Here is a 25,991-nt window from a genome sequence, read left to right as displayed (position 1 = left end):
GGACCGGATACGCTCCGCTCGTGGCTGAGATCCAGATTCCCGCTGACATCAAGCCCGCCGACGGACGCTTCGGCGCGGGCCCCTCCAAGGTGCGGACCGAGGCGCTGGACGCCCTCGCCGCCACCGGTACCTCCCTGCTCGGAACCTCACACCGCCAGGCCCCGGTCAAGAACCTGGTCGGCTCGGTACGCCAGGGCATCCGGGACCTCTTCTCCCTCCCCGAGGGCTACGAGGTGATCCTGGGCAACGGCGGCTCCACCGCCTTCTGGGACATCGCGACCGCCGGCCTGATCGAGCGGAAGTCCCAGCACCTCACCTTCGGCGAGTTCTCCTCCAAGTTCGCCAAGGCCGCGAAGCTCGCGCCGTGGCTGGACGAGCCGTCCGTGATCTCCTCCGAGCCGGGCACGCACCCGGAGCCGGTGGCCGAGGCGGGCGTGGACGTGTACGCGTACACCCACAACGAGACCTCGACGGGTGTCGCGGCGCCGGTCAAGCGCGTCACGGGCGCCGACGCCGGTTCACTCGTCCTGGTGGACGCGACCTCGGGCGCCGGCGGCCTGCCGGTGGACATCACCGAGACGGACGTCTACTACTTCGCCCCGCAGAAGTCCTTCGCCTCGGACGGCGGCCTCTGGCTGGCCGCGTTCTCCCCGGCCGCCCTGGAGCGCGCCGCCCGCGTGCACGCGTCGGGCCGGCACATCCCGGAGTTCTTCTCGCTGCCGACGGCGATCGACAACTCGCTGAAGAACCAGACGTACAACACCCCGGCGCTGGCCACCCTCTTCCTGCTGGACCAGCAGCTGAAGTGGATGAACAGCCAGGGCGGCCTGGAGTTCACCACCGGCCGTACGGCGGCCAGCGCGCGCAACCTGTACGGCTGGGCGGAGGCGTCGAAGTACGCGACCCCCTTCGTCGTGGACGCCGACAAGCGCTCCTCGGTCATCGGCACGATCGACTTCTCGGACGACATCGACGCGGCGGCCGTCGCCAAGGTGCTGCGTGCCAACGGGATCGTGGACACCGAGCCGTACCGCAAGCTGGGCCGCAACCAGCTGCGCGTCGCGATGTTCCCGGCGATCGACCCGGCCGACGTGCAGGCGCTGACGGCCTGCATCGACTACGTGATCGAAAAGCTCTGACGATCGGTACCGAGGCCCCCGGTGACGTGAAGTCGCCGGGGGCTTCGCCGTTCCCGGTCTCCCGTGCACGGTTTCGGCCAGCGTCCGAGCTCAAGTACACGGAAAGTCCGCATTCCAGTTGCATCCGCGGGCGGGCATCCCGTGCAGAGCACGGAAGAGCCCGGCCGCTGGGCGGGCCGTTCAATTCACCGACGAGATCAGGCCATTCGAAGATCGCGGGCGGGTGGGGGAGGTTGGTCCGACCAAGGGGGCGACGCCTACTGTCGCCCCAGGTCACCACCGGTTCGCGCTCGTCAGCTGATCGTCGGTGGACCGCCCTCGCCGTTTGACCCGGTGCGGACGGTCCGCTAGCTGCCGGCCGCCCCCGCGATGCCGGGCCACTCCCTCCCGTGGCCCGGCGTCCGGAGCGCCACCGCCCAACCCACCCCGCAGGCGCCCGGAGTGAGCCTGTCCACCGACTTCGGCCGCCCCGGCGACAAGGTCGGCGTCACCGTCAGGACCGGCTACCACGGGGTCAAGGCGTACGCGGGCGGCAAGCAGTTCGGCACTGTCAAGTTCTCCACCGAGGGCAAGAGCACCCCGGACGTGACGCCGCAGCCGGTGAAGCCCCAGCCGCCCGAGCCCCGGCCGCAGCCGCTGAAGCCCGGCGAACACCGCAAGCCCAAGGGCTCCGTGAACACCGGTGAAGCCCCGGCCGCAAGGGCGGTGCCGAAGGCGCCCCGGTCCCCGCGGGTCCCCCGGGCCGTCTTCTTCGACCTCGGGAAGCTGAGGAAGGACGACGAGGTCGACGTGCACCGGGCCGACGGCACCACCGCCGTCTTCGCGGTCGACGCGATCGGCACGTACGAGAAGGACGCGTTCCCCACCGACAAGGTGTACGGGGACACCCGCGGCAGGGCCGAGCTGCGCCCGATCACCTGCGGCGGCAATCTCACCCCCGACCGCCACTGGGACGCCAACGTCGTCGTGTTCGCGCACCTCACGGGCGAGGCCCAGTTCCGTACGCGATACCTTCAGGGGTCCGGAGGCAACTCTTGAAGGCGGCACAGCGTGGAGGCAGCGGCGTGAGCGTGCGAGTGACGGCGGCACAGAGCGGCGTGGACCCCTTCGGCACGGCCCGGCTGCGGCGCGGGGTGCTCGACGCCTGGGGCGCGGGCCCGGCCCGGTTCCGCGAGGACGCCAACGCCGAGGAGGACCTCGCGCTCGGCGGGTACCGCGACCGGCTCGTCATCGAGCTGGCGCAGAACGCCGCCGACGCCGCGGCCCGGGCCAAGGTGCCCGGCCGGCTGCGGCTCACCCTGCACGAGGGCGAGAACGGCCACGCGCTGCTGGCCGTCGCCAACACCGGTGCCCCGCTGGACGCGACGGGCGTGGAGTCGCTGAGCACCCTGCGCGCCTCCGCCAAGCGGGAGCCGTCCGGGGACAGCGTCGGCCGCTTCGGCGTCGGCTTCGCGGCCGTCCTGGCCGTCTCCGACGAGCCCGCGGTGCTCGGCCGGCACGGCGGCGTCCGCTGGTCCCTGGCCGAGGCCCGCGAGCTGGCCCGGGAGGCCTCCGTCGGCAGCCCCGGCCTCGGCGACGAACTGCGCCGCCGCGACGGCCACGTCCCGCTGCTGCGGCTCCCGTTGCCCGCCGAGGGCACCGCCCCCGACGGCTACGACACCGTCGTGGTCCTCCCGCTGCGCGACGCCGCCGCCGAGGACCTGGTGGAGCGGCTGCTGACGGGCATCGACGACGCCCTGCTGCTCACCCTGCCCGGACTGCGCGAAGTGGTGGTGGAGACCCCGTCCGGCGGCTCCCGCGCGCTGTACCGCCGCGACGAGGGCCCGTACACCGTCATTGAGGACACCACCGCGTCCGGCACCCGCACCAGCCGCTGGCGCACCGTCCGCCACGGCGGCCCCATCGAGCGCGCCCTGCTCGCCGACCGGCCCGTGGAGGAACGGCTGCGGCCCGCCTGGGCGGTGTCCTGGGCCGTGCCCGTCGACCCCGACGGCGCCCCGCTGCGCCCGGCCACGGCGCCCGTGGTGCACGCGCCGACCCCCACCGACGAGCCGCTGGGCATCCCGGCCCTCCTCATCGCGACCCTGCCGCTGGACACCACCCGCCGGCACCCCGCGCCCGGGCCGCTGACCGACTTCCTGGTGGAGCGCGCGGCCGACGCGTACGCCGAACTCCTCGGCGCCTGGGACCCGGTGAGCACCGGCCTCGTCGACCTGGTCCCCGGCCCGCTCGGCAAGGGCCAGCTGGACGGGGCCCTGCGCGCCGCCGTGCTCCAGCGGCTCCCCCGTACGGCCTTCCTCGCACCGGCCGCACCGCCCGAGCACGCCGAGGAGCGGACCGCCCTGCGCCCCTTCGAGGCCGAGGTGGTGGAGGGCGCGGGCGCCGACACCGTACGCGTCCTCGCCGAGGTCCTGCCGACGCTGCTGCCGGCGGGCCTGGAGCGCCGCGCCGAGCTGCGCACCCTGGGCGTGGGCCGGCTCCCGCTGGGCGATGCCATCGAGCGGATCGCGGGCATCGAGCGGACCCCCGAGTGGTGGCACCGGCTCTACGACAGCCTCGCCGGGGTGGACCCCGACCGGCTGTCGGGCCTGCCCGTGCCGCTCGCCGACGGCCGCACCACGATCGGGCCGCGCCACGTCCTCCTCCCGTACGCGGACACCCCGGCGGACCTGGCCCGGCTGGGGCTGAAGGTGGCTCACCCGGATGCGGCGCACCCGCTGCTGGAGAAGCTCGGAGCCCTGCCGGCCACGGCTCGGGCCGTGCTGACGACCCCGCAGGTGCGGGCCGCCGTCGCCGGTTCCCTCGACGCCGGGGAGATCTGGGACGAGGACGCGGGCACCCTCGACGCCGACGAGCTGGCCGAGGTGGTCCTGGGGCTGGTCCGGGAGGCCGATCTGGCGCCGGGCGACGAGCCCTGGCTGGGCGCGCTGGCCCTGCCCGACGAGGACGGGGAACTCGTTCCGGCGGGCGAACTGCTGATGCCGGGCTCGGCGCTCGCCGCGGTCATCCGCGAGGACGAGGTCCCGTACGTGGACGCCGATCTGGCGCAGCGCTGGGGCGAGGGCCCGCTCACCGCCTGCGGGGTGCTGGCGGCGTTCCAGCTGGTGCGCGCCACCGATGTGGTGCTCGACCCGGACGAACTGGAGCCGAGGGAAGGGGACTTTGCCGAGCCCGACGACGCGGGGCTGCTGGACGCGGTCGACGTGTGGTGCGAGGACCTGCTGGACCAGCTGCCGGACACCCCGGTCCCGCCGGTGGCGACCGAGCTGGTCGCCGTACGGGACCTCGACCTGGTCGACGACGACTGCTGGCCGCAGGCCCTGGCGATGCTCGCGCAGCCGCCGCTGCGCGACGCGCTGACCCAGCCCGTACGCGTGCTGCTGCCGGACGGCACCACGCAGTCGGTGCGCTCGTACACCGCGTGGTGGCTGCGCGACCACCCGGTGCTCGACGGCCGCCGTCCGGCGGGCCTGCGCGCGGCGGGCGGCGACCCGCTGCTGGCGGGCCTCTACACCCCGGCGGACGCCACGGGCTTCGAGGACGAGCAGGTCCTGCGGGCGCTGGGCGTACGGACGACCGTGCCGGCCCTGCTGGACGAGCCCGGCGGCGCGGCCGAGCTGCTGGCCCGGCTGGCCGACCCTGAGCGCGAGGTGACGGGCCGGCAGCTGCACGGCCTGTACGGGGCGCTGGCCGATCTGGACCCCGAGCAGGTCACCCTGCCGGACGAGCTGCGCGCGGTGGTGGACGGCGAGGTCCGGGTGGTGGACGCGGCCGACGCCGTGATCGCGGACGCCCCGGACCTGCTGCCGCTGACGGAGGGGCTCCCGCTGCTGCCGGTGCCGCCGTCCCGCGCGGCGGACCTCGCGGAGCTGCTCCAGGTGCGCCGCCTGTCGGAGACGGTCCCGGCGGAGGTGACGACGCCGGGCGAGGAGCACGAGGTCCCGGAGTCCGTGCGCGTGCTGCTGGGGCCGGCCACCCCGGCGACGTACGTCGAGCACGAGGAGCTGATCGCGGGCGGCACGGAACTCGACTGGCGCCGCACCCCCGACGGCACCCTCCACGCGTCCACGCTGGAGGGCGTGGCGGCCGGTCTCGCCTGGTCGGCGGGCCAGTGGCCGCGCCGCTTCGAGGTGGCGGCGCTGCTGGAGGACCCGTCGCGGACGGCGGAACTGGCGCGGGACCGCTGGTTCGACTAGGACGTCTCCTCCGGACCGCGCCGAGGCGGCGGGCTTCGCCGGTGCGGGTGGGGCCGGGGCGGCGGGCTTCGCCGGAGCGGCCGGGGCCGGGGCGGCAGGCTTCGCCGGAGCGGCCGAGGCCGAGGCGGCAGGCTTCGCCGGAGCGGCCGAGGCCGAGGCAGCAAGCTTCGCCGGAGCGGCCGAGGCCGAGGCAGCAAGCTTCGCCGGAGCGGCCGAGGCCGGGCGCGCGCCGGGGCGTCTCCTCGGACGCCGAACGTGACGGGGGGTCGGAGGGCCGGGGCACCTTGCGTTCGGCGCCCTGCGGGGAGCGCCCCGACACACACCCGGCCTTGGTGGGAGCAGCGGCGGGCCGGTCTTCGGGCGTCGCCGCCGCCGTGGCTGCAGTGTTCCGGCCGGCGAGGCCACCGGCGCCCCGGCACACACCCGTCCCCGGTGGTAGCAGCGGGCCTAGGTCGGCGAATCGCTCAGCGGCAGCAGGGTGGGGCGCTTCGCGGTGCGGCCGTCGCCGGAGGAGCGGCCGCGCAGCCGGCGGCCCAGCCAGGGGCCGAGGAACGCGGCGGCCCAGCGCAGTTCGGCGGCGGCGGCCGCCGCGGCCGACCGGCCGGCGGGGTTCGGCTGCGGCGGCAGCGGCAGGGTCCAGCTGTCGTCGCTGCCGGGCAGGTGGAGGGCCTGGGCGAGGGCCGCGGCGATCCGTTCGTGGCCGAGCGAGCTGGCGTGGAGCCGGTCGTCGGTCCACAGCCGCGGGTCGGTGACGATGGCCGGCCGGGCGGTCTCGGCGACGGTGACCCCGTGGCGGGCGGCCGCGGCGCGGATGCGGTCGTTGAGGTCGGTTATGCGCGACGAGACGGGCCGGGCCAGGGGCACGATCCTGCCCAGGTCGGGGAAGGTCACGGTCGCCACGTGGGTGCCGGCGGCCGTGAGCGCGGCGAACATCTCCTCGAGCTGCCCGGCGACCTCCGCGGCGTCGAACCGGGGCCGGAGCATGTCGTTGACCCCGGCGACGACGGTGGCCAGGTCGGGGCGCAGGGCCAGGGCGGGGCCGAGCTGTTCGGCGCGGACCTGGCCGGCGAGGCGTCCGCGTACGGCCAGATTGGCGTACTGGAGGCCGGGGCTGGCGGCCGCGAGGTGCCCGGCGAGGCGGTCGGCGAAGCCGCGCAGGCCCGCCGTGTCGTTCCCGTCGCCGAGGCCTTCGGTCTGGCTGTCGCCCAGGGCGACGTAGCGCAGGTATTCACCGTTCGGCACGAGTCTTCTGCCTTTCCCTGAGGATGGCCGCGCTGCGGCGGCACCAGTCGCGGTGGCCCTGCTCGAAGGCGATGCCGCGCAGGCCGGTCAGGTACCCGCCGATCCGCTCGCCCCGGAGCAGGTACTCCTCCTCGTCCACGTCGCCGCGCATCTTGCGCAGCACCCGGCCGAGGAGCTCGATCTTGGCTTCGGCCGCGGACGCCCGATCCTCGAGCTGTTCGATCACCGGCGCGGTGCCGATCCGGTCGGCGTTCTGGACCTTGACGAGGAGGTCGTCGCGGATGACCGGCGGCTTCGACGCGGCCGCGGCGAAGGCCTCCAGCTCGGTGCGGCCGGCGTCGGTGACCTGGAACAGGCGCTTGTTGGGCCGGGTCTCCTGGACCACCTGACGGCCCTCGACCAGCCCGTCCTTCTCCAGCTTCGCCAGCTCGGCGTAGAGCTGCTGGGGGGAGGCGTGCCAGAAGTTCGCGACGCCGATGTCGAACGACTTCGCCAGTTCGTACCCGCTGAACTCGCCGTCCAGCAGCGCCGCCAGTACGGCGTGTCGCAAGGCCATCGAAGCGGCCCCTTCCGTTTCCTCGTCCTCCCCCACATCATACTCATGAATATGACTACTCAATTTCTTGAGTATGAGGAGGGGCCATGAAGGAGCAGCAGACCGCCGAACGCTTCCGCGCCGCCGTGGAGGAGCGCGACGCCGCCGCATTGGAGGACCTGTTCACCGAGGACATCCGGTTCTACAGCCCGGTGAAGTTCACCCCCTTCGAGGGCCGCCCCATGGTGCTGGGCCTCTTCGGGGTCCTGCTGCGGGTCTTCGAGGACTTCCGCTACGTCGGCCACTTCGAGGGGACGGCCGAGACGAGCACCGACGGCACGGAGGCCTCCTCGGCGATCCTGGCCTTCCGCGCCACCGTGGACGGCAAGCAGATCCACGGCATCGACCTGCTGCAGTTCGACGATGCGGGCCGGGTCAAGGAGTTCACCGTGATGGTCCGCCCCCAGTCCGCCGTCCAGGCCCTGGGCCAGGCCGTCCTCGCCGGCCTGGTCGCCGAAGGCCTCGCCTAGGCCGGGAAGCGGCGGTTCACCCAGCGGAAGGTGAACTCGATCAGGGTCGCGGCGGCCGCGGCGACGGCCACCGCGATCCAGGGCATCGTCGTGCCCACCAGCTTGAGCTGGAAGAAGTCCTGGAGCCACGGCACCACGAGGACGATCAGGAAGGCTCCGCCCATCGCGCCGACCAGGCCGACCCGCCACCACGTGTACGGGCGGGCGATGATCGCCAGGACCCACATCGAGGTCAGGAACAGCGTGAGCGTCGCCGCGCTGGTCTCGGCCTTCAGGGCCTCCGGGCCGGTGTAGTAGTGGCGGGCGACCAGGTACGTCACGAAGGTGGCCGTCCCCGCGATCGCGCCGCCCGGGATCGCGTACCGCATCACCCGTTTCACGAAGTGCGGCCGCGCGCGCTCCTTGTTCGGGGCGAGGGCCAGGAAGAAGGCCGGTATGCCGATGGTGAGCGTGGACAGCAGGGTCAGGTGGCGGGGCAGGAAGGGGTACTCGACCTGCGAGCACACCACCAGGATCGCCAGGAGGACCGAGTAGACCGTCTTGGTGAGGAAGAGGGTCGCGACCCGGGTGATGTTGCCGATGACGCGGCGGCCCTCGGCGACCACCGAGGGGAGGGTCGCGAAGCTGTTGTTGAGCAGGACGATCTGCGCGACGGCGCGGGTGGCGTCCGAGCCCGAGCCCATCGCGACGCCGATGTCCGCGTCCTTGAGGGCGAGCACGTCGTTCACGCCGTCGCCGGTCATGGCGACGGTGTGGCCGCTGGACTGCAGGGCACCGACCATGTCCCGCTTCTGCTGCGGGGTCACGCGCCCGAAGACGGAGTTCTCGTCGAGGACACGCGCCATGTCGGCCTGCTCGGCCGGGAGCTTGCGGGCGTCCACGGTGTTCTCCGCGCCCGGCAGCCCCAGCTTGCCGGCGACCGCGCCGACGGAGACCGCGTTGTCGCCCGAGATGACCTTCGCCCTGACGTTCTGGTCGTCGAAGTAGCGCAGGGTGCCGGCGGCGTCGGGGCGCAGCCGCTGCTCCAGGACGACCAGGGCGGTCGGCCGCACGCCGGTGGCAACGGCCTCGTCGTCGAGCTCGCGGCCGGAACGGGCCAGCAGCAGGACCCGCAGGCCCTGCTCGTTGAGCGCGTTGATCTCGTCGAGGGCGGGGTCCCCGGCGGGGAGCAGCACGTCGGGGGCGCCGAGCAGCCAGGTGTTGTTCTCGCCGTCGCCCTCGCTGAAGCTGGCACCGCTGTACTTGCGGGCGGAGGAGAAGGGCAGGGACTCGGTGCAGCGCCACTCCGCGCTGTCGGGGTAGGCGTCGATGATCGCCTGGAGGCTGGCGTTGGGCCGCGGATCGGACTCGCCGAGGGCGCCGAGCACCTTCTTGACGTACGCCGCGTCCGTGCCGCCGAGCGGGCGCAGCTCGGTGACGTCCATGCCGCCCTCGGTGAGGGTGCCGGTCTTGTCGAGGCAGACCACGTCGACGCGGGCGAGGCCCTCGATGGCGGGCAGCTCCTGGACGAGGCACTGCTTGCGGCCGAGGCGGATGACGCCGATCGCGAAGGCCACGGAGGTGAGGAGGACGAGCCCCTCGGGGATCATCGGGACGATGCCGCCGACGGTGCGGGCGATGGAGTCCTTGAGGTTGTTCTCCTTGACGAGCAGCTGGCTGACGATCAGCCCGATGGAGGTCGGGATCATCATCCAGGTGACGTACTTGAGGATGGTGGAGATGCCGGAGCGCAGCTCGGAATGGACGAGCGTGAAGCGCGAGGCCTCTTCGGCGAGCTGGACGGCGTAGGCCTCGCGGCCGACCTTGGTGGCGGTGAACGCACCGCCGCCGGCGACGACGAACGAGCCGGACATGACCTGGTCGCCGGGCTTCTTGAGGACGGGGTCGGCCTCGCCGGTGAGGAGGGACTCGTCGATCTCCAGCCCCTCGGCCTCGCCGACGGCCCCGTCGACGACGACCTTGTCGCCGGGGCCGAGTTCGATGACGTCGCCGAGGACGATCTCGGAGGTGGAGATCTCCGCGGTGCGGCCGTCGCGGCGCACGCTCGGTTTGGCCTCGCCGATGACGGCGAGGCCGTCGAGGGTCTTCTTCGCGCGCAGTTCCTGGATGATGCCGATGCCGGTGTTCGCGATGATCACGAAGCCGAAGAGGCTGTCCTGGATCGGCGCGACGATCAGCATGATCACCCAGAGCACGCCGATGATCGCGTTGAAGCGGGTGAAGACGTTGGCACGGACGATGTCGACGGTGGAGCGGCTGCTGCGGACGGGGACGTCGTTGACGTCGCCGCGCGCGACGCGCTCGGCGACCTCGGCGGTGGTCAGCCCGCCGGGCTTGAACCGGGGCGCGGGTGGCCGCACCGGGTGAACCGGATCGAGCTCCGCCCCCGCGTCGATGGCGGCGCCGGCTCGCTCCGGCCCGTCCCGATCGATCTTCGCCCGCTGCGTCATGCCTTCGACGTTAAGCGGGGTTCGAACGGTTCACCCGCCGAGCGGCGGGAAGATCCGACCTCGGGATGACCCGAATCGTCCTCTGGTAGGGGCCGCGGGCCGGCGCCCGGCGGGCCGGCGCCCGGCGGGCCGGCGCCCGGCGGGCCGACCGGCCGAGGCCGGGGGGCGGCCTCGCGGTGGCCCGTACTCAGGCCTGCGGGGTCGGGCCCGGCCGGTCGTCCTGCTCGGCGTGCGCAGCAGCCTCGGCGTGGCGCGCAAGGGCGGCTTCGCGACCGCGGACGTACCAGATGCCGATCAGGCCGAGGAAGCCGCCGGCCGCGCAGGTCCAGACCCACCACAGCTGGCCGCGGTCGGCGAACCACCCGTAGAAGGGGAGCTGGACGAGGAAGAGGGCGAACCACAGGATCGTGCCACCCGTGACCGTCGCGACGACGGGGCCCTCCAGGGGCTCGGGCGCCTCATGCTTCGCAGTCCATTTCGCCATGCGGCAAGTCTAGGCGCGCGGAATCGTCGTCTACGCGCGGAGATGGACGCTCCTTCGCTCATGTGTTCATACTGAAACGGTTTGGGCGCGGCCCATTTTCTTCGTATGAACCACCCAATGAGGACCGTATGAGCTCCCCCACGGCCACCGCCCCGGACCCTTCCCTCCAGGGACCCTCCGGAGGACTCGACCGCTACTTCAAGATCTCCGAGCGCGGTTCGACCGTCGCCCGCGAGGTCCGCGGCGGCTTCGCCACCTTCTTCGCGATGGCCTACATCATCGTGCTCAACCCGATCATCCTGGGCAGCGCGAAGGACATGTACGGGCACCAGCTCGACAACGGTCAGCTCGTGACGGCCACCGCCCTGACGGCCGCCTTCACCACCCTCCTCATGGGTGTCATCGGCAACGTCCCGATCGCGCTCGCCGCCGGCCTCGGCGTGAACACGGTCGTCGCCCTCCAGCTCGCCCCGCGCATGAGCTGGCCCGACGCCATGGGCATGGTGGTCCTGGCCGGCTTCGTGGTGATGCTGCTGGTCGCGACCGGCCTGCGCGAGCGGGTCATGAACGCCGTGCCGCTGGGCCTGCGCAAGGGCATCGCCATCGGCATCGGCCTGTTCATCATGCTGATCGGCCTGGTCGACTCGGGCTTCGTCTCCCGAATCCCCGACGCCGCCCACACCACGGTCCCGCTCCAGCTCGGCGGCACCGGCCACCTGGACGGCTGGCCCGTCCTGATCTTCGTGATCGGCGTGCTGCTCACCCTCGCCCTGCTGATCCGCAAGACCCCGGGCGCGATCCTGATCTCCATCGTGGTGATGACCCTCGCCGCGGTCGTCGTCCAGCTGATCGCCAAGGTGCCCGACCCGGGCTGGGGCCTCACCGTCCCCGAGTGGCCGGGCAACCCGGTGGCCGCGCCCGACTTCGGGCTGGTCGGCGAGGTCAGCCTCTTCGGCGGCTTCGGCAAGGTCGGGATGCTGACCGGCATCCTCTTCGTCTTCACCGTGCTGCTGTCCTGCTTCTTCGACGCCATGGGCACGATCCTGGGCGTCGGCGACGAGGCCAAGCTGATCGACAAGAAGACCGGCGAGTTCCCCGGCATCAACAAGGTCCTGCTGATCGACGGCCTGGCCGTCGCCTCGGGCGGCGCCACGTCCTCCTCGGCCACCACCTGCTTCGTGGAGTCCACGGCCGGGGTCGGCGAGGGAGCCCGTACGGGCCTGGCGAACGTCGTGACGGGCGCCCTCTTCGGCGTGGCGCTGTTCCTCACCCCGCTCGCCACGATGGTCCCGTCCCAGGCGGCCACCCCCGCCCTGGTGGCGGTCGGCTTCCTGATCCTGGCGGGCTCGGTCAAGGACATCGACTGGAGCGACTTCACCATCGCCGTCCCGGCGTTCCTGGCCATGGTGATGATGCCCTTCACCTACTCGATCACCAACGGCATCGGCATCGGCTTCATCAGCTTCTGCGCCCTGCGCGCGGCAACCGGCCGGGGCCGCGAGGTCCCGGTGGCCATGTACGTCGTGTCGGCGGTGTTCGTCTTCTACTACGCGATGCCGGCCCTCGGCCTCACGTAGGCCCTGCCCGGGCTCACGTCAGCCCGTAGAACTTCTCTGTCTCGTCGACGGCCGCCTTGAAGCGCTCGTCGAAGTCATCGCGGATGAGCGTCCGGACCACATAGTCCTGGACGCTCATTCCGCGTTTGGCGGCGTGAGTCCGGAGCCTGTCGAGGAGCTCCCCGTCTATGCGCATGCTCAGCACATGTGTCCCCATGTCGAAAGAGTCGGGGCACAGGGTGCGGACGCGTGTCACTTTCGGCCGCCGACTCACCCGTACGAGTGACCCGTGCGTCACACCCGAAAGTGGTGTTCCTTAGCGAGAGTAATGAGTTACTCTAAATACATGCCTGACCTTTCCCATGGCGACGACGCTGCCGCCGTGAACGACCTCCGCTCCGCCGTCATGCGGCTGGGCCGGCGCCTGAAGCACCAGCGCGTCGACGAGTCGCTGAGCCCCACCGAGATGTCGGTGCTCGGCACCCTCGCCCGCTGCGGCCAGGCCACACCCGGGGAGCTGGCGCGGCGGGAGCACGTCCAGCCGCCGTCGATGACGCGCATCGTCGCGTTGCTGGAAGCCAAGGGACTGGTCACGCTGGAACCGCACCCCGACGACCGCCGCCAGAAGGTGGTCCGCCAGACGGAGGAGGCCGAAGCGATGCTCGAAGAGAGCCGCCGCAAGCGCAACGCCTTCCTGGCCGGGCTCGCGGCCGAGCTGACCGAGGACGAATGGGCCAAGCTGCGCGAGGCCGCACCCGTCCTGGAGAAGCTCGCGCACCTGTAGGAACGACGCCAGGAGGCGAACGCTTTTGAGTACGGGAACCGGAGCAGACTCCGCACCCGGCCACATATCCACCCCTACCAAGGCCCCTGCGGCCCCCGCGGGCAAGAACTCGATGTTCAGCTCGCTGAGGATCCGGAACTACCGGCTCTTCGCGACCGGGCAGGTCGTCTCGAACACGGGCACCTGGATGCAGCGCATCGCCCAGGACTGGCTGGTCCTCTCACTGACCGGCTCCGCCTCCGCCGTCGGCATCACCATCGCCCTGCAGTTCCTGCCGATGCTGGTGTTCGGCCTCTACGGAGGCGTACTCGCCGACCGGCTGCCCAAGCGGCCCCTGCTCCTCGCCACCCAGAGCGCGATGGGCCTGACCGGCATCGCCCTCGCCGCGCTCACCCTGGCCGGACACGTCCAGGTGTGGCACGTCTACCTCGCCGCCTTCGCGCTCGGCCTGGTCACCGTCGTCGACAACCCGGCCCGGCAGACCTTCGTGTCCGAGATGGTCGGCAAGGACCAGGTGGCCAACGCCGTCAGCCTGAACTCCGCCAACTTCCAGTCCGCGCGGCTGGTCGGCCCGGCGATCGCCGGCGTGCTGATCACCGCCGTCGGCTCCGGCTGGGCCTTCCTGCTGAACGGACTGTCCTTCGCCGCGCCCATCGCCGGCCTGCTGCTGATGCGCTCGCACGAGCTGCACCCCGTCGAGCCCCGGCCCCGCGCCAAGGGGCAGCTGCGCGAGGGCCTGCGCTACGTCGCCGGCCGCCCGGAACTGATCTGGCCGATCGCGCTCGTGGGCTTCGTCGGCACCTTCGGGTTCAACTTCCCGATCTGGCTGTCGGCCTTCGTCAGCGACGTCTTCCACGGGGACGCGGGCACCTACGGGCTCTTCAACACCCTGATCGCGGCCGGGTCCCTGGCGGGCGCCCTGCTCGCGGCCCGGCGCGGCCACTCCCGCCTGCGACTGCTGGTGGCCGCGGCCGTGCTGTTCTCGCTGCTGCTGCTCGTGACGGCCTTCGCGCCCGGCTTCTGGCTGTTCGCGGCGCTGCTCGTGCCGATCGGAATCTTCGGCCTGACGGTCAACGTCACGGCGAACTCCAGCGTGCAGATGGCGACCGACCCCGAGATGCGGGGGCGGGTCATGGCCCTGTTCATGATGGTCTTCACCGGCGGCACCCCGCTGGGCGCCCCGCTGCTGGGCTGGATCACGGACACGTACGGCGCACGGATCGGCATGGCTGCGGGCGCCGTGATCTCGCTGGCCGCCTCCGTCGCGATCGCGGTGGTCCTGGCGCGCGTCGGGAACCTCCGGGTACGGCTCAGCCGCCGCGGCGTGACCTTCGTCCCGGCCGCCACCGCCTCGCGCAGCCGCGAACTGGTGACGGTCGCCTGACCCTGCCTGTGTTCCAGTCCCGCCGGCGTTTGAGGCGCGGGGGTTCGGGGGCGGAGCCCCCGACAGCGGCGCCGCGGTCGTACTCTCGGCGCATGAGACTGTTCGCAGCCGTCCTGCCGCCCGACGCGGCCGTCGCCGAGCTGGCCCAGGCCGTGGACGCAGTCCACGACGACCGGCTGACGTGGACCGCGCGAGCGGGCTGGCACTTCACGCTCGCCTTCATGGGCGAGGTCCGCGACGACCTGCTCCCCGACCTGCACGCCCGCCTGGAGCGCGCAGCCCACCGCACGGCCCCGTTCTCGCTGCGCCTGCACGGCTGCGGGCACTTCGGGGACCGTGCGCTGTGGGTCGGCGCGGCCGGGGAGCTGACCGTCCTGCGGATGCTCGCGGAGCGGGCCGATGCCGCCGCCCGGCGGGCCGGGGTGCCGATGGACCAGCACCGCCGCTACACCCCGCACCTCACCCTGGCCCGCAGCCACAGCGCCGCCACGCCCCTGCGCCCGTACCTGGACGCCCTCGCGGACTTCGAGGGCACGCCGTGGCAGGTCAACACCCTCAGCCTCGTCCGCAGCAACCTCCCCGTCAGCGGGGTGCCCGGCGAGCAGCCCCGCTACGAGACCGTCGGAGCCTGGCCGCTGCGCGGCTGAGCCGTACCGCGTGCGGGACCACCCGCGGGCCGCGTTAGGCTCGACGGGTGGATCCCAAGACCAGAAACCGTGTGATGGCCGGTGTGCTCGTGCTGATGTTCGTCGTCGTGGCCGTGGCGGCTGCCGTCGGGCAGTAGCTACCAGGCGAAGGCCTCCGGCGAGGCTCCCGGGCCGGGGAAGATCTCGTCCAGGCCCGCCAGGACCTCCTCGGAGAGCTCCAGCTCCACCGCCCGCAGCGCCGAGTCGAGCTGTTCCTGCGTCCGCGGCCCGACGATCGGCCCGGTGACCCCGGGACGCGTCAGCAGCCACGCCAGCCCGGTCTCGCCCGGCTCCAGGCCGTGCTTGTCCAGCAGGTCCTCGTACGCCTGCACCTGCGCGCGTACGGAGCTGTTGGCGAGCGCGTCCGCAGACCGGCCGGAGGCGCGGCGGCCGCCCTGCACCTCCTTCTTGATCACCCCGCCCAGCAGGCCGCCGTGGAGCGGGGACCACGGGATGACGCCGAGCCCGTACGCCTCCGCGGCCGGGATGACCTCCATCTCCGCGCGCCGCTCGGCGAGGTTGTAGAGGCACTGCTCGCTGACCAGCCCGAGCCGTCCGATGCGTGCCGCGGCCTCGTTGGCCTGGGCGATCTTCCAGCCGGGGAAGTTCGAGAGCCTGCGTAGAGGATCTTGCCCTGCTGGATCAGGACCTCGACGGCCTGCCAGATCTCCTCGAAGGGGGTCCGCCGGTCCACGTGGTGGAACTGGTAGACGTCGATGTAGTCGGTCTGCAGCCGCTTGAGGCTGGCGTCGACGGCCCGCCGGATGTTCAGCGCCGACAGGCGGTCGTAGTTGGGCCAGGTCTCGCCCTCGGGCGCCATGCTGCCGTAGACCTTGGTGGCGAGCACCGTCTTCTCGCGGCGCCGGCCGCCCTGGGCGAACCAGGTGCCGAGGATCTCCTCGGTGCGGCCCTTGTTCTCGCCCCAGCCGTAGACGTTGGCGGTACCAAACAATCCACTTTGACGCCCGACCCGCAGGGGCCCTAGCGTCGATCTCCAAGCACCACAGGGGATGGGGAGCGCAAGTGGCAAGAGTCCTGGGAGTAGTCCGCCTGTCGAAGGTGTCGGACGAGACCACATCGCCGGAGCGCCAGCGCCGATCGGTTCAACGATGGGCCGACCAGGAAGGGCACGTCGTTGTCGGGTGGGTCGAGGACATCGACGTATCCGGCGGTGTCGAGCCCTGGAAGCGCCCGGAGTTCAGTAGGTGGCTGCCTTCTACGATCGGCAAAGAGGTCAGCTCGATCGAGCACCGGATCGCGCTGGAGGAGTCCCGCGCCGACGAGTACGACATCATCTGCGCGCTGAAGCTCGACCGCCTCTCCAGGCGTGTGCTCCACGTGCACACACTCGTGGAGTGGTGTGAGAAGCACGGCAAGGAGGTCGCCACCGTCGAGGACGGGATCAACCTGAACACGCAGATGGGCAAGCTGCTGTTCAGCCTGATCGCTTCCTTCGCGGAAGGGGAGCTTGAAGCCATCAAGGCCCGGGCGAAGTCCTCGTACAACCACCTGGTGAAGGAGGGGCGCTGGCGCGGTGGTCGAATCCCGTACGGCTATCGGGCGGAGAAGCAGGACACCGGTGACGGCTGGGGGCTGGTTCTGGACGACTACGGAACGGACACCGCCGGGACGCTGCGCGAGATCGTCCGCCGGCTTATCGAGGGCGAGTCGGCGAACAGCATCGCCCAGTGGCTCAACGAGGACCCGACCAAGACTCCGGTATCGCTCGATGCTCAGCTGATCAGGAACGGCAAGCCCCCGAAGGGCGGCCGGTGGACCGCCGCGAACACCGCCAAGGTGGTGCGCTCCCTGAACGTTCTCGGTCAGATGGAGGTGACGGAGGAAGTTGTCATCGACGGCCAGAAGACGAAGCGAACCCGCGTCGTCCGTGACGCGGAAGGGCGTCCTCTTCAGCGTGCGGAGCCGCTGATCACCCAGGAGGAGTGGGAACTGGCGAACAAGAAACTGGACGAGAACACCAGCAAGCGCAACGGCAACAGGAAGGGCGGCTCCCCCATGCTCAGGGTCGCCTTCTGCACCTGCGGAGAACCGGCGTACCTCGGCCCGGGGCGGAACTGGCCCTACTACCGCTGTGCATCCCGGACCACGCACAAGCCCTGCCCTACGGGCAGCAAGGGCATTGCGGCTCATGTGCTGGAGGGAGCCGTCGAGGAGGTCTTCCTGCGTGCGGCCGGCGATGTCGAGATCGTGCGAAAGGTCTTTCGCCCGGCCGTCGACTTCACGCGGGACATCGAGGAGGTGAACCGCGCGCTGGCCGAGCTGCGAGAGGACCGCGAAGCCGGTCTCTACTCCAGCGAGCTGGGCAAGCAGGAGTACCGAGAGACATACAAACGGCTGGACGGACGACGCGAGCAACTCATGGCCCAGCCCACCCGGCCGGACGGCTGGGACGAGATCCCGACGAATGAGACCTACCGCGAGCGCTGGGCAAAGCTGTCGACCCAGCACGAGAAGGGCAAGGAACTCCGGTCAGCCGGAGTCAGGGCGGTCATCCACGCCGAGAAGCTGCCGCCCCTGACTGCTGTGCAGGCCATGTCCCCGGAAGGACATGACGGCATGTGGCAGGAAGGGAAGGGCCGCGTGCAGGTCTTGATCCCGATGGACTTCAAGCGCCGCGTCCGGGACTTGGCGGCGGTGCACAGCGAGAGCTGACCGTCTCCTCCGTGGACGACAGGAGGGCCCCGCTACGGGCCCTCCCCTGCTCTGTAGGATTCCTGCCAGGTCGCCGCCGTCGCTCCCGACTGCACGAGACCGAGTCCGGGTCAGAAGCCCCGGGCACCCTGTGAGGACTATCCCGGCCGTGGCTGGTCCACCCCCGCGAAGAAAGAGAGGCACATGTCCCGCCATCAGGCGGGGGTAACTGGCGCACCCATGCGCCGCACAGGAAGGAACCGCGCTAAGTGGCCATCCACTTCGGCACCGGCCGCCCTTGGGGCGGAGTCTCCCAGCACGAGTACAGGCGCACGGCCCGGGACTCCCGGCACGAGCTCGCCTACCGCGTCCACTTCGCCGCCCTCGGGTGGGCCGACTGTCAGGGCCACGCGAGCTTCGGTCCGGGGAAGTTGGCCGCCCTGCTGGGCACGAAGAACCAGCCCCTGTCGGACCAGAGCGCGACCAATGCCGTCATCCGAGCGAAGCGGCTGGACCTCGTGTCACCGCGATCCGGGGCCACTTGCCTCGTTGTCCTTCCTCACCTCTTCCAGAAGAGGAAGGGCGCCCCGGGCCCGTGCCGCATCCACCAAGACCGCTAGGCACCGCTCCCGCGTGTAGCCCACACACGCCTCACGTGTACCGGCAACGCCTCTGAGCTGCGGAAACGCACGCCGCCTCTCTTATCTATTTGGCCTCACAGTGCGGCCCCTGCCGGGGCCGACAGCACAAAGCGTCATGCTGAGCAGCGGCGAAGGGGAGCAAGGCGCGGCAGCGCCCGCAGCGGCAGAGGCAAGGGCGGCCGTCAGGCCGCCGTCGCCCGAGCCTGCTTCGACAGAACGGCCCCACAGGGGCCCAAGAAACGAAGGACAGGAAGCGAACCAGGTGGGGCGCTGCGCGCCCCCAAAAGAGTGAAGCCTCGAAAGATGAACTCAAAGGGGCTGCACTCTTGTGCAGCCTCCTGGCCAACGGTCGGATGGGGTGAAGCGGCTTGACCTGTGTGTTCTTCACAATCGCCGCCCTTCGCCATCGCCTGACGGCCTTTGGAACCGTGGCAGGATCTCAGCCGCCAAGACGTGGCGGTCTGCCCTGTCAGACCCAGGGGGTCATACCCCACCCCTTCGCCGCCGACCTGAACGGCTGTGCCGGTCAGCCGTTCTCGGCGTTGTCATGGAGGGCGGCTTCGGCAATCTGACGTACGCGGTCGAGAGTGATGCCGGTGCGCTGCTCGACTGCGAGGGGGTGGTCGGTGGTTCGAGCTCGCACGATGAGACCGAGGGTTATCCCGTGCGCTCGACCCACGCGAAGGACGTGCACCAGCGGCGGAAACCTTGGTGCCCCGTTCGGCCTGCGTGGCTCATGCACTCGATGTCCACCGCTGCTCCGTCGTCCGAGGCCGGCGCCTGCCAGTCGCAGCGCAGGCACTCGGCCTCGAACGTCACGTCCGTCCCCGGGTGCCGACTGATGCGGTGTTCCACGTACCGCAGGACTGAACTCGTCATCGCAACCTCCGGGTCCGGTGCGGATGGTTGCGGATCTCCACGTCGGCGTCCGTCGCCGCCGACAGATCACCCAGATCCCGAGCCTCCTGCCCCTGCGCGACCAGGGCCGTACACACCCCACACCCGTCCGCCGGTTTCGGCGGCACGTTCGGCAACGACAGGTACATCGGCCCCGACATCGTCGTCTTCGCTCTGCTCACGCTGTGCGCCTCCCCGCTCGCTCAATCGGTGGAGACGATGGTCCAGCCGCTGATCAGCGGGATCTAGCCCGTTTCCCGTTCACGCAAGAATCCGTCCCGGATGTCAGCAAGCATCGCTCTCATTGCGTCGCCGACGGTGGCCACTGAGGCGAAGCGCTCGTACTTGTCGACGTACAGGGCGACATCCCTTGGATCGGTCACAATCACCTCGGCATGCGTGGTCTCGACCGTCACCATTCGGTCGTCCCGAATGACGAAGGAGTGCCCCGGCACGTCGGTCTGCGGACGGTCCAGGGGGACGACTCGGACGTCCACGCTCGGCAGGCGGGAGACGGAGGCGATGCGGTCCAGCTGGCCGGCCATCATCGCGGGCGGGAGAAGACGCCAGCGCAGCACAGGTTCCGTGATGACGAAGCGGAGCTGTTTGCCGGTGTCGTACAGCACCCGTTGACGCTCGATCCGAGCTCCGATGGTGCGGGCAAGCTGGTCCTCGCTCAGTCCCTTGCCTTGCAACACGGCGCGTACATATTCGGGTGTCTGCAACAGCCCGGGGACCAGGGACGGCTGGAACAGCCGCAGGAGCTTCATCGAGGCTTCCAGAGCCCGGATCTCCTCCTGCTTCCGGTGGAAGCCCATACGCCGGAACAGCCGCCAGGCCGTCGCCTCCGTGGCCTGAGCACGCGCCGCAGCCATGTACTCGGCCTTGACCTGCTCGGACACATCCAAGGCCGTAAGGATGCGCTCCACGTCCACCACACTGGGCGCCACGTGGCCGTTCTCGATCTTCGACAGCTTGGCGGTGGACATGACGGCGCTGCGTGCGACGGCCTTGGCCTCCTTGCCGGATGCCTGCCGGAGCGCCCGCAGCGCTGATCCCAGTTCGGTTCTGTTCACCCGCCGTACTTCGCCCACCATTCGGAGAACGGCTCGGCGTGAGCGAGAGCCGTGTCCCGGTAGCGGACGAAGTCCGCCGCCCGCCCGGTATCAAGGAACTCCGGCCCGCGGAACGCACCCGTGTCGTCGTAGTTCATGACAACCGGGGAAGTCTCGTCGAACAGCCAGAAGTCCGGCACCCCTTCCAGGGGGTTCGGCTTCTCGGTGATGTCCAGGATGAAGAACTCCTCACCGCCCGTCATGTTCTTCATGTACCCCCAGCCGAGCTCGTAGCGTAGGTAGGCCGTCAACGGTCGGGAGACGATGTGCACCCGGTACATCCGTCTGCCGGCCTGCGTGGCGGCTCGGACGGTCTCGACCCACCCCGCGTTGTAGTCCTCCGGCTGCGGCTCACCCGCGAGGAACGCGCGCAGGTTCTCTGCGCTCGACGGCAAGTTGTAGTCATCCAGGATCTCCAGCCGGAACGCTTCTCGCTCGAAGGTCTTGAACCGCTCAGTCAGGTTGCTAGATGAGCTGATCACGGATGGCCTTCCGGATGAGTTCCATGGGGATCTCGACCAACGTCTCGTGCGCGGGGACTGCCAACCCGTGGTCAGTCGGCGTCTCACCCTGGACCAGGAGTGTCCCCCTGTCCGTCGCGTACAGCGTTGGGCAGTCCCCGTTCTCGCAGCTCGTTACAAGCTTCCTGACCTTCACGCCGTGCCCCCTCGCTGTGCCCGTCTGTGGTCAGATCCCATGCTCTCGACCATCACTGGGTCGGCGCAAGGGCTGGCAGTTTCCAGAACGGGAAAGCTGGGATCGCAGCAGAAGGACCTGAAAGGAAACTGCAGAGCCCAAAAAACTCAAGCCTCTAGATCCTCTATGTGCTCCAGAGTGTGAACCACATCTGGATGCCCCTGTCCCATCAGGCGGACCTGATCCGCATATAGAGCACGGAAAAGTGCCAGCGCCTGCTCAGACTCTCCCATCAGAAGTACATGAAAGGCAAGGTAATCCCGAGCCTGCAAGGTTCGACTATCGTCTTCCCCATGCACCCGAGCACGATCTTCAGCAAGCCGCCTGTAGGCCAGCAGGGCAGACTCCATATCCCCAGAGCTACGCAACCACGAAGCCAAGCGCATAACCGTCGAAATGGTTTGCGGATGATCCCGGCCGAGGATCATTTCACAATCCACAAGCAGTTTTGAGAAGCCAGATACCGCCACATCAATTTCGCCGCTTCGCCCCTTCCAATGCCATAGAGCTCGTAACAGGATCTTGTTGAGATGCCCTGGTCGGGCGTAACCAGTGCGATGATTCGGCCGTTCGTGAGTGCGTGAGCACTCGGCCGTGGATCGTGGACGACGACTTGTGGGCACTGATCGAGCCGCTGCTGCCGCCCTGGCCTACGAGGTCGCCAGGGCCGCGGCCGGTGGCAGACCGGTTGTGTCTGCAGGGCATTCTGTACGTCCTGCACAACGACATCGCCTGGCAACTCCTGCCGCCTGAGCTGGGGTTCGGCTCCGGACAGACCTGCTGGCGAAGGCTGGAGCGGTGGCAGCAGGCCGGAGTCTTCGACCAGCTGCACCGGATCCTGCTCGCCGAGCTGAACGCGGCCGGCCGGCTCGACTGGTCGAGGGCGTGCGTGGACGGCTCTCACATCCGCGCGAAAAAGGGGGAGCCGACACCGGTCCGTCGCCGGTCGACCGGCGGAAGACGGGCAGCAAACACCACTTGATCTGCGACGGACGCGGCACCCCGCTGAAAGTCATCACGACCGCGGCGAACGTCAACGACGTCACGCAAACCCTCGCCCTGGTCGACGGCATCCCGCCGGTGGCGGGCCGCCCCGGCCGTCCCCGCAGACGCCCGGACGCTCTGCTGGGAGACAAGGGGTACGACTCCAATCCCAACCGGGAAGAGCTGCGCAGACGCCGGATCCTGCCCGTCATCTCCCGCAAGGGCGCCCCGAACATCAAGGGCATGGGCAAACTCCGCTACGTCGTCGAGCAGACCTTCGCCCTCCTGCACCAGTTCAAACGACTCGCGGTCCGCTGGGAACGCCGCACCGAACTCCACGACGCGCTCGTCTCCCTCGCCTGCAGCCTCATCTGCTGGAGACGCCTCAACAAGCCCGATTCATGATCGTGTTACAAACTCATAGGAGCCCTTGCGTATCAAGAGTATCAGGGTGTCGTGGACCCCTTTCTATCAGATTTGCGTTTAGGATCTCCTCGCTGATCACAGCAGCTGCCGCCGGGGCCCCACCTGCACCAATAGCATCCGCCACACAGTCGGCCAGCGGGAGGTAGACCCGGTTACCCGAGGCTGCGAACTCCGCCGACTTCTTGAGCATGCCCTCGGCGATCTCTTCCTCCGAGGCCGTCGGCTCGATGCCGCCGAACTGCTCAGCGATGCTTCTGCTGATGTCCATCGACCTGATCATCGTCGGCGACATCCGGCTCCTGCCCTGCTCCCCGGCCGCCGCCGAGGGCTTCTACCGGCTGGTCGATGCCACATGAGGGTCGGCCGCCAAGACCGTACGGAGGGCGGTGGTCAGCCGTCTGTGCATCAACGCGACCATGCACGTTGATGCATAAATCGAGGGCTGCGCGAGCTGCTCTTGCCTGGAGTGCACTCGAAGCAGTTGGCTTGGGTCCCATGAAGTACACGCAGCTCGGACGCACCGGACTCAAGGTCAGCCGACTCGTCCTCGGCACGATGAACTTCGGTCCGCAGACCGACGAACCGACCAGCCACGGCATCCTGGACGCCGCCCTCGACGCGGGTCTGAATTTCGTGGACACGGCCAATGTCTATGGGTGGGGTGAGAACAAGGGCCGCACGGAGGAGATCATCGGCACCTGGTTCGCACAGGGCGGTGGCCGGCGCGAGAAGACGGTCCTGGCCACCAAGGTCTACGGCTCCATGTCCCGCGAGGGCGAGACCTGGCCCAACGAGGACCGGCTGTCGGCGCTGAACATCCGCCGGGCCGTCGAGGCCAGCCTCAAGCGGCTCCAGACCGACCACATCGACGTCTACCAGTTCCACCACATCGACCGCCGGACCCCCTTCGAGGAGATCTGGCAGGCCGTCGACGTCCTCATCCAGCAGGGGAAGATCCTCTACGCCGGCTCCTCCAACTTCCCCGGCTACAAGATCGCCCAGGCCAACGAGACGGCTACCCGGCGCGGGATGGTCGGCCTGGTCAGCGAGCAGTGCCTCTACAACCTCGCCGAGCGGCGCGCCGAGATGGAGGTCATCCCGGCGGCCCAGGAGTACGGGCTCGGGGTCATTCCCTGGTCCCCGCTCCACGGGGGCCTGCTCGGCGGTGTGATCAAGAAGGAGGTCGAGGGCGGCCGCCGCGCCTCCGGCCGGTCGGCGGACGCGCTGGCCAACAGCACGGTACGGGCGCAGATCCAGGCGTACGAGGACCTGCTCGACAAGCACGGCCTGGAGCCCGGCGAAACCGCCCTGGCCTGGCTGCTCACCCGGCCGGGCGTGACGGGCCCCATCGTCGGCCCGCGCACCGACGACCAGCTGGAGAGCGCACTGAGGGCGCTGGAGGTAGAGCTGAGCGAGGAGGTGCTGGCCGGACTGGACGAGATCTTCCCCGGGCCGGGACCGTCCCCGGAGGCCTTCGCCTGGTGATCAGGTAGCCGTACGTACGGTGGTCGTCGTGCCTTCGCCCTGGGCGGCGGCCACCTTCTACTCAAGCTGGCATCAAAGTGACTGGTTGGCGGTGTCGAAGAAGTTGATCCCCGCGTCGAGGGCGGAGTCCATGATCGAGTGGCTTTCGGGCTCACCGGTCTGGGGGCCGAAGTTCATGGTGCCGAGTACAAGTCGGCTGACCTTGAGGCCGGTACGTCCGAGCTGTGTGTACTTCATGGGACCCAAGCCAACTGCTTGGAGTGCGCTCGAGGCAAGGCCCTTCCGTGAAAGGGGTGTTACAGCGGGTTGTTCTGCACCCGCCCGGGCCTGTACGGGCCGCCGATCCCCCACGCCTGGTGCAGCACGGCCGCGAACTCCCCCGCCAGCCGGTGCTCGCCGGAGACGTTGGGGTGGGTGCCGTCGTAGGTGTCGTGGTGGATGTCGTACGCGTCCGGGCGCGCGGCCAGCAGGACCGGTGAGGCGGCGGTCGTCAGATCGGCGACGGCCTTGGCGAGCAGCTCGTTGAAACGGGCGACCTCGGCCGCGAAGGGCGCGTCCTCCTCGGCCCGGCTGTTCGGTATGACGGGCAGCAGCACCATGCGGACGCCGGGGCGGGCGGCGCGGGCCCCGGCTATGAAGCGGCGGACGTTGGCGGCTGTCTGCTCGGCGTCGGTGTAGAAGCCGAGGTCGATCAGGCCGAGGGAGACGAGCAGGACGTCGGCCCGGGCGGCGCCTGCGGCGGGGCCGACGAGGGGGACCATGTGCTGCCAGCCCTCGCCCCAGCCGGCCAGGTGGCGGCGGGCGTCCGCGGGGAAGGCGGGGTCGGCGTACGCGTCGGAGCCCTCGTACAGCTCGCTGCGCGGGCCGACGATCCGGTAGGGGCCCCCGAAGGTCGAGTTGAGGTGCTGCCACATCCGGTAGCGCCAGGTGAAATCGCCGGCGCGTCCGATGGTCATGGAGTCGCCGACGAACATGAAACGCATCCGGTCATCATCGCGGATCGCGCGACAGAAACCTCTGTGACGCCGGACACGGGGCACGTACTGGCAGGCTGGGGGCATGCGCATGCCCCTGCCGTCCGCCGCCGCCGCTGCCCTTGCCGTTGCCACTGCCGCCCTCGTCGTGCTGCCGGGCGCGGCCTTCGCGGCGGAAGCCCCCGCAGCCTCCTCGTTCACCATCTCCGATCCGCGGATCAAGGAGTCCAGCGGGCTCGCGGCCAGCCGGATCCACCCGGGCGTGTACTGGACGCACAACGACAGCGACGACGGCCCGTACGTCTACGCGGTGGACTCGGCGACGGGCAGGACGGTGGCCCGGCTGACGCTGACCGGGATCGGCAAGCCGCGCGACGTCGAGGCGATCTCGCTGGGGCCGGACGGACAGCTCTACGTCGGCGACATCGGCGACAACCGGAACGGCACCTGGGACCACGTGTGGATCTACCGCTTCCCGGAGCCGAAGCAACTGGCCGACGCCACGGTCAAGGCCACGCAGTTCACGGTGCGGTACGCCGACGGGCCGCGCAACGCGGAGGCGCTGATGGTGCATCCGGTGACGGGGCGGGTCTACATCGCGAGCAAGGACGAGAGCAAGGGCGGAGTGTACGAGGGGCCCGCGGAGCTGTCGGCGGACGGCTCGAACGTGTTCCGGCGGGTCGCCGACGCGCCGTGGGTGACGGACGGGGCGTTCTCCCCCGACGGGAACCGGCTGACCCTGCGGGGCTACTTCACGGCGCGCACGTACCCGTGGAAGGACGGCAGGCCGGAGGGCGAGGGCGAGCGGGTCGACGCGCCGTGGCAGGGGCAGGCGGAGTCGGTGACGTACACGCCGGACGGCTCGACGCTGATGTTCGGCGCGGAGGGCGAGGGCAGCCGCGTCATCGCCGTCCCGGCGAGCCAGGCCTCCCCGGGCGCCCCGGCCTCGCCGAAGCCGGGCTCCCCGTCGGGGGCTGCGCCGTCGCCTGAGCCGACGGGGGGCTTCGGCAAGGGAGCCGTGGTCCTGGCGGTCGGCCTGGCGGTCGTCTTCGTCGCGAAGCGCCTCCTGCGCCGGCGCGGCTGACCGGGGCTCCGCCCCGCACCCCGCTCCTCAAACGCCGGAGGGGCTGGATAT

General features: G+C 70.4%; 24 protein-coding genes and 3 pseudogenes. 12 read left to right on the top strand and 15 right to left on the bottom strand.

The features are described 5' to 3' along the window. Window positions 1-20 precede the first annotated feature (20 nt). The 3 genes from serC to RIU97_RS22935 all read left to right on the top strand — a co-directional run bounded on the left by serC (window position 21) and on the right by RIU97_RS22935 (window position 5,335). Window positions 21-1,139: a phosphoserine transaminase gene (serC, locus tag RIU97_RS22945; RefSeq protein ID WP_404959458.1), complete on the top strand. Its 1,119-nt coding sequence runs from the start codon at window positions 21-23 to the stop codon at window positions 1,137-1,139. A 441-nt stretch (window positions 1,140-1,580) separates the two neighbouring features. After that, window positions 1,581-2,177 carry a sortase domain-bontaining protein gene (locus tag RIU97_RS22940; RefSeq protein WP_404959457.1) on the top strand — a complete coding sequence of 199 codons (597 nt, stop codon included), beginning with the start codon at window positions 1,581-1,583 and terminating at the stop codon, window positions 2,175-2,177. A gap of 32 nt (window positions 2,178-2,209) precedes the next feature. Then, a complete protein-coding gene (locus tag RIU97_RS22935) occupies window positions 2,210-5,335 on the top strand; it encodes a sacsin N-terminal ATP-binding-like domain-containing protein (RefSeq protein WP_404962905.1) in 3,126 nt (1,041 codons plus the stop codon). 447 nt (window positions 5,336-5,782) lie between these two features. On the opposite strand, the gene RIU97_RS22930 is transcribed toward RIU97_RS22935, so the two are convergent. Next, window positions 5,783-6,577 carry an SGNH/GDSL hydrolase family protein gene (locus tag RIU97_RS22930; RefSeq protein WP_404959456.1) on the bottom strand — a complete coding sequence of 265 codons (795 nt, stop codon included), beginning with the start codon at window positions 6,575-6,577 and terminating at the stop codon, window positions 5,783-5,785. Next, window positions 6,564-7,133 carry a PadR family transcriptional regulator gene (locus tag RIU97_RS22925; protein WP_404959455.1) on the bottom strand — a complete coding sequence of 190 codons (570 nt, stop codon included), beginning with the start codon at window positions 7,131-7,133 and terminating at the stop codon, window positions 6,564-6,566. The genes RIU97_RS22930 and RIU97_RS22925 overlap by 14 nt, the downstream gene beginning before the upstream one ends. Window positions 7,134-7,219: 86 nt before the next feature. Between RIU97_RS22925 and RIU97_RS22920 the strand changes: the two genes are divergently transcribed. Then, the gene (locus RIU97_RS22920; protein ID WP_404959454.1) at window positions 7,220-7,642 is read left to right on the top strand and encodes a nuclear transport factor 2 family protein; all 423 of its coding nucleotides are present in this window, start codon (window positions 7,220-7,222) and stop codon (window positions 7,640-7,642) included. Here the strand turns inward: RIU97_RS22920 and RIU97_RS22915 are convergent. After that, entirely contained in the window at window positions 7,639-10,092 is a 2,454-nt protein-coding gene (locus RIU97_RS22915; protein WP_404959453.1) for an HAD-IC family P-type ATPase, read from the bottom strand. The genes RIU97_RS22920 and RIU97_RS22915 overlap by 4 nt on opposite strands. 187 nt (window positions 10,093-10,279) lie before the next feature. Continuing rightward, window positions 10,280-10,576, bottom strand: a complete 297-nt coding sequence (locus tag RIU97_RS22910) for a DUF2530 domain-containing protein (RefSeq protein WP_404959452.1) — start codon at window positions 10,574-10,576, stop codon at window positions 10,280-10,282. Window positions 10,577-10,704: 128 nt separating this feature from the next. Between RIU97_RS22910 and RIU97_RS22905 the strand changes: the two genes are divergently transcribed. Further along, window positions 10,705-12,153 (top strand): NCS2 family permease, encoded by a 1,449-nt coding sequence (locus RIU97_RS22905; RefSeq protein WP_404959451.1) that lies wholly within the window; start codon window positions 10,705-10,707, stop codon window positions 12,151-12,153. Window positions 12,154-12,166: 13 nt separating this feature from the next. Here the strand turns inward: RIU97_RS22905 and RIU97_RS22900 are convergent, their stop codons facing one another. Next, window positions 12,167-12,349, bottom strand: coding sequence for a hypothetical protein (locus RIU97_RS22900; RefSeq protein WP_030156886.1), 183 nt, complete (start codon window positions 12,347-12,349; stop codon window positions 12,167-12,169). Window positions 12,350-12,478: 129 nt separating this feature from the next. Here RIU97_RS22900 and RIU97_RS22895 point away from each other — a divergent pair, with 129 nt between their 5' ends. The 3 genes from RIU97_RS22895 to thpR all read left to right on the top strand — a co-directional run bounded on the left by RIU97_RS22895 (window position 12,479) and on the right by thpR (window position 14,947). Continuing rightward, complete coding sequence (locus RIU97_RS22895; RefSeq protein ID WP_319728456.1) at window positions 12,479-12,916, top strand: MarR family transcriptional regulator; 438 nt, start codon at window positions 12,479-12,481, stop codon at window positions 12,914-12,916. Between the two features lie 25 nt (window positions 12,917-12,941). Further along, complete coding sequence (locus RIU97_RS22890; protein WP_404959450.1) at window positions 12,942-14,300, top strand: MFS transporter; 1,359 nt, start codon at window positions 12,942-12,944, stop codon at window positions 14,298-14,300. Window positions 14,301-14,392: 92 nt separating this feature from the next. After that, window positions 14,393-14,947 (top strand): RNA 2',3'-cyclic phosphodiesterase, encoded by a 555-nt coding sequence (gene thpR / locus RIU97_RS22885; protein WP_404959449.1) that lies wholly within the window; start codon window positions 14,393-14,395, stop codon window positions 14,945-14,947. A gap of 137 nt (window positions 14,948-15,084) precedes the next feature. Here the strand turns inward: thpR and RIU97_RS22880 are convergent. Further along, window positions 15,085-15,962: pseudogene (locus RIU97_RS22880) on the bottom strand (aldo/keto reductase). 47 nt (window positions 15,963-16,009) lie between these two features. Between RIU97_RS22880 and RIU97_RS22875 the strand changes: the two are divergent. Continuing rightward, complete coding sequence (locus RIU97_RS22875) at window positions 16,010-17,659, top strand: recombinase family protein (protein ID WP_404959447.1); 1,650 nt, start codon at window positions 16,010-16,012, stop codon at window positions 17,657-17,659. 1,146 nt (window positions 17,660-18,805) lie between these two features. Here RIU97_RS22875 and RIU97_RS22870 read toward each other — a convergent pair. The 6 genes and pseudogenes from RIU97_RS22870 to RIU97_RS22845 form a co-directional block, all read right to left on the bottom strand. Then, window positions 18,806-18,910 (bottom strand): annotated as a pseudogene (locus tag RIU97_RS22870) (DUF2199 domain-containing protein); the annotation flags it as partial. A gap of 26 nt (window positions 18,911-18,936) precedes the next feature. Next, window positions 18,937-19,158, bottom strand: a complete 222-nt coding sequence (locus RIU97_RS22865; protein ID WP_404959446.1) for a hypothetical protein — start codon at window positions 19,156-19,158, stop codon at window positions 18,937-18,939. Window positions 19,159-19,421: 263 nt separating this feature from the next. Beyond that, window positions 19,422-20,252: a helix-turn-helix domain-containing protein gene (locus tag RIU97_RS22860; RefSeq protein ID WP_404959445.1), complete on the bottom strand. Its 831-nt coding sequence runs from the start codon at window positions 20,250-20,252 to the stop codon at window positions 19,422-19,424. Then, window positions 20,249-20,773 (bottom strand): DUF6879 family protein, encoded by a 525-nt coding sequence (locus RIU97_RS22855; protein WP_404959444.1) that lies wholly within the window; start codon window positions 20,771-20,773, stop codon window positions 20,249-20,251. Before RIU97_RS22855 ends, RIU97_RS22860 begins: the two co-directional genes overlap by 4 nt. Then, a complete protein-coding gene (locus RIU97_RS22850; RefSeq protein ID WP_404959443.1) occupies window positions 20,757-20,948 on the bottom strand; it encodes a hypothetical protein in 192 nt (63 codons plus the stop codon). The genes RIU97_RS22855 and RIU97_RS22850 overlap by 17 nt, the downstream gene beginning before the upstream one ends. A 146-nt stretch (window positions 20,949-21,094) precedes the next feature. After that, window positions 21,095-21,415 (bottom strand): tetratricopeptide repeat protein, encoded by a 321-nt coding sequence (locus RIU97_RS22845; RefSeq protein WP_404959442.1) that lies wholly within the window; start codon window positions 21,413-21,415, stop codon window positions 21,095-21,097. Window positions 21,416-21,567: 152 nt separating this feature from the next. On the opposite strand from RIU97_RS22845, the gene RIU97_RS22840 reads away from it, so the two are divergent. Beyond that, window positions 21,568-22,376, top strand: a protein-coding gene (locus RIU97_RS22840) for an IS5 family transposase (RefSeq protein ID WP_404953116.1) whose coding sequence is annotated in 2 segments (ribosomal slippage) — window positions 21,568-21,900 and window positions 21,903-22,376 — 807 coding nt in all. Because the reading frame shifts where the segments join, the coding sequence is not laid out codon by codon here. Window positions 22,377-22,389: 13 nt separating this feature from the next. Here RIU97_RS22840 and RIU97_RS22835 read toward each other — a convergent pair. Further along, window positions 22,390-22,665 (bottom strand): hypothetical protein, encoded by a 276-nt coding sequence (locus RIU97_RS22835; protein WP_404963121.1) that lies wholly within the window; start codon window positions 22,663-22,665, stop codon window positions 22,390-22,392. A gap of 227 nt (window positions 22,666-22,892) precedes the next feature. Between RIU97_RS22835 and RIU97_RS22830 the strand changes: the two genes are divergently transcribed. Further along, window positions 22,893-23,882 carry an aldo/keto reductase gene (locus RIU97_RS22830; protein WP_404959441.1) on the top strand — a complete coding sequence of 330 codons (990 nt, stop codon included), beginning with the start codon at window positions 22,893-22,895 and terminating at the stop codon, window positions 23,880-23,882. An 84-nt stretch (window positions 23,883-23,966) separates the two neighbouring features. Here RIU97_RS22830 and RIU97_RS22825 read toward each other — a convergent pair. Both RIU97_RS22825 and RIU97_RS22820 read right to left on the bottom strand, forming a co-directional pair. Then, window positions 23,967-24,119: pseudogene (locus RIU97_RS22825) on the bottom strand (aldo/keto reductase); the annotation flags it as partial. A 59-nt stretch (window positions 24,120-24,178) separates the two neighbouring features. Next, window positions 24,179-24,865: a GDSL-type esterase/lipase family protein gene (locus RIU97_RS22820; RefSeq protein ID WP_404959440.1), complete on the bottom strand. Its 687-nt coding sequence runs from the start codon at window positions 24,863-24,865 to the stop codon at window positions 24,179-24,181. 76 nt (window positions 24,866-24,941) lie between these two features. Between RIU97_RS22820 and RIU97_RS22815 the strand changes: the two genes are divergently transcribed. After that, entirely contained in the window at window positions 24,942-25,940 is a 999-nt protein-coding gene (locus RIU97_RS22815) for a WD40 repeat domain-containing protein (RefSeq protein ID WP_404959439.1), read from the top strand. Window positions 25,941-25,991: the final 51 nt, after the last annotated feature.

Origin of the sequence: Streptomyces sp. 147326, assembly GCF_045000215.1 — a bacterium.
Taxonomy (GTDB): domain Bacteria; phylum Actinomycetota; class Actinomycetes; order Streptomycetales; family Streptomycetaceae; genus Streptomyces.
The sequence above is the reverse complement of the archived record's forward strand: the minus strand, read 5'-3'. Positions and strand labels throughout refer to the sequence as shown.

What these genes read in the sequence shown, in the direction of transcription:
- RIU97_RS22925 (WP_404959455.1), bottom strand. Translation starts at nt 7,133, where the DNA reads ATGGCCTTGCGACACGCCGTACTGGCGGCGCTGCTGGACGGCGAGTTC.
- RIU97_RS22920 (WP_404959454.1), top strand. Translation starts at nt 7,220, where the DNA reads ATGAAGGAGCAGCAGACCGCCGAACGCTTCCGCGCCGCCGTGGAGGAG.
- RIU97_RS22915 (WP_404959453.1), bottom strand. Translation starts at nt 10,092, where the DNA reads ATGACGCAGCGGGCGAAGATCGATCGGGACGGGCCGGAGCGAGCCGGC.
- RIU97_RS22910 (WP_404959452.1), bottom strand. Translation starts at nt 10,576, where the DNA reads ATGGCGAAATGGACTGCGAAGCATGAGGCGCCCGAGCCCCTGGAGGGC.
- RIU97_RS22905 (WP_404959451.1), top strand. Translation starts at nt 10,705, where the DNA reads ATGAGCTCCCCCACGGCCACCGCCCCGGACCCTTCCCTCCAGGGACCC.
- RIU97_RS22900 (WP_030156886.1), bottom strand. Translation starts at nt 12,349, where the DNA reads ATGGGGACACATGTGCTGAGCATGCGCATAGACGGGGAGCTCCTCGAC.
- RIU97_RS22895 (WP_319728456.1), top strand. Translation starts at nt 12,479, where the DNA reads ATGCCTGACCTTTCCCATGGCGACGACGCTGCCGCCGTGAACGACCTC.
- thpR (WP_404959449.1), top strand. Translation starts at nt 14,393, where the DNA reads ATGAGACTGTTCGCAGCCGTCCTGCCGCCCGACGCGGCCGTCGCCGAG.
- RIU97_RS22865 (WP_404959446.1), bottom strand. Translation starts at nt 19,158, where the DNA reads ATGACGAGTTCAGTCCTGCGGTACGTGGAACACCGCATCAGTCGGCAC.
- RIU97_RS22845 (WP_404959442.1), bottom strand. Translation starts at nt 21,415, where the DNA reads ATGATCCTCGGCCGGGATCATCCGCAAACCATTTCGACGGTTATGCGC.
- RIU97_RS22835 (WP_404963121.1), bottom strand. Translation starts at nt 22,665, where the DNA reads ATGGACATCAGCAGAAGCATCGCTGAGCAGTTCGGCGGCATCGAGCCG.
- RIU97_RS22830 (WP_404959441.1), top strand. Translation starts at nt 22,893, where the DNA reads ATGAAGTACACGCAGCTCGGACGCACCGGACTCAAGGTCAGCCGACTC.
- RIU97_RS22820 (WP_404959440.1), bottom strand. Translation starts at nt 24,865, where the DNA reads ATGCGTTTCATGTTCGTCGGCGACTCCATGACCATCGGACGCGCCGGC.
- RIU97_RS22815 (WP_404959439.1), top strand. Translation starts at nt 24,942, where the DNA reads ATGCGCATGCCCCTGCCGTCCGCCGCCGCCGCTGCCCTTGCCGTTGCC.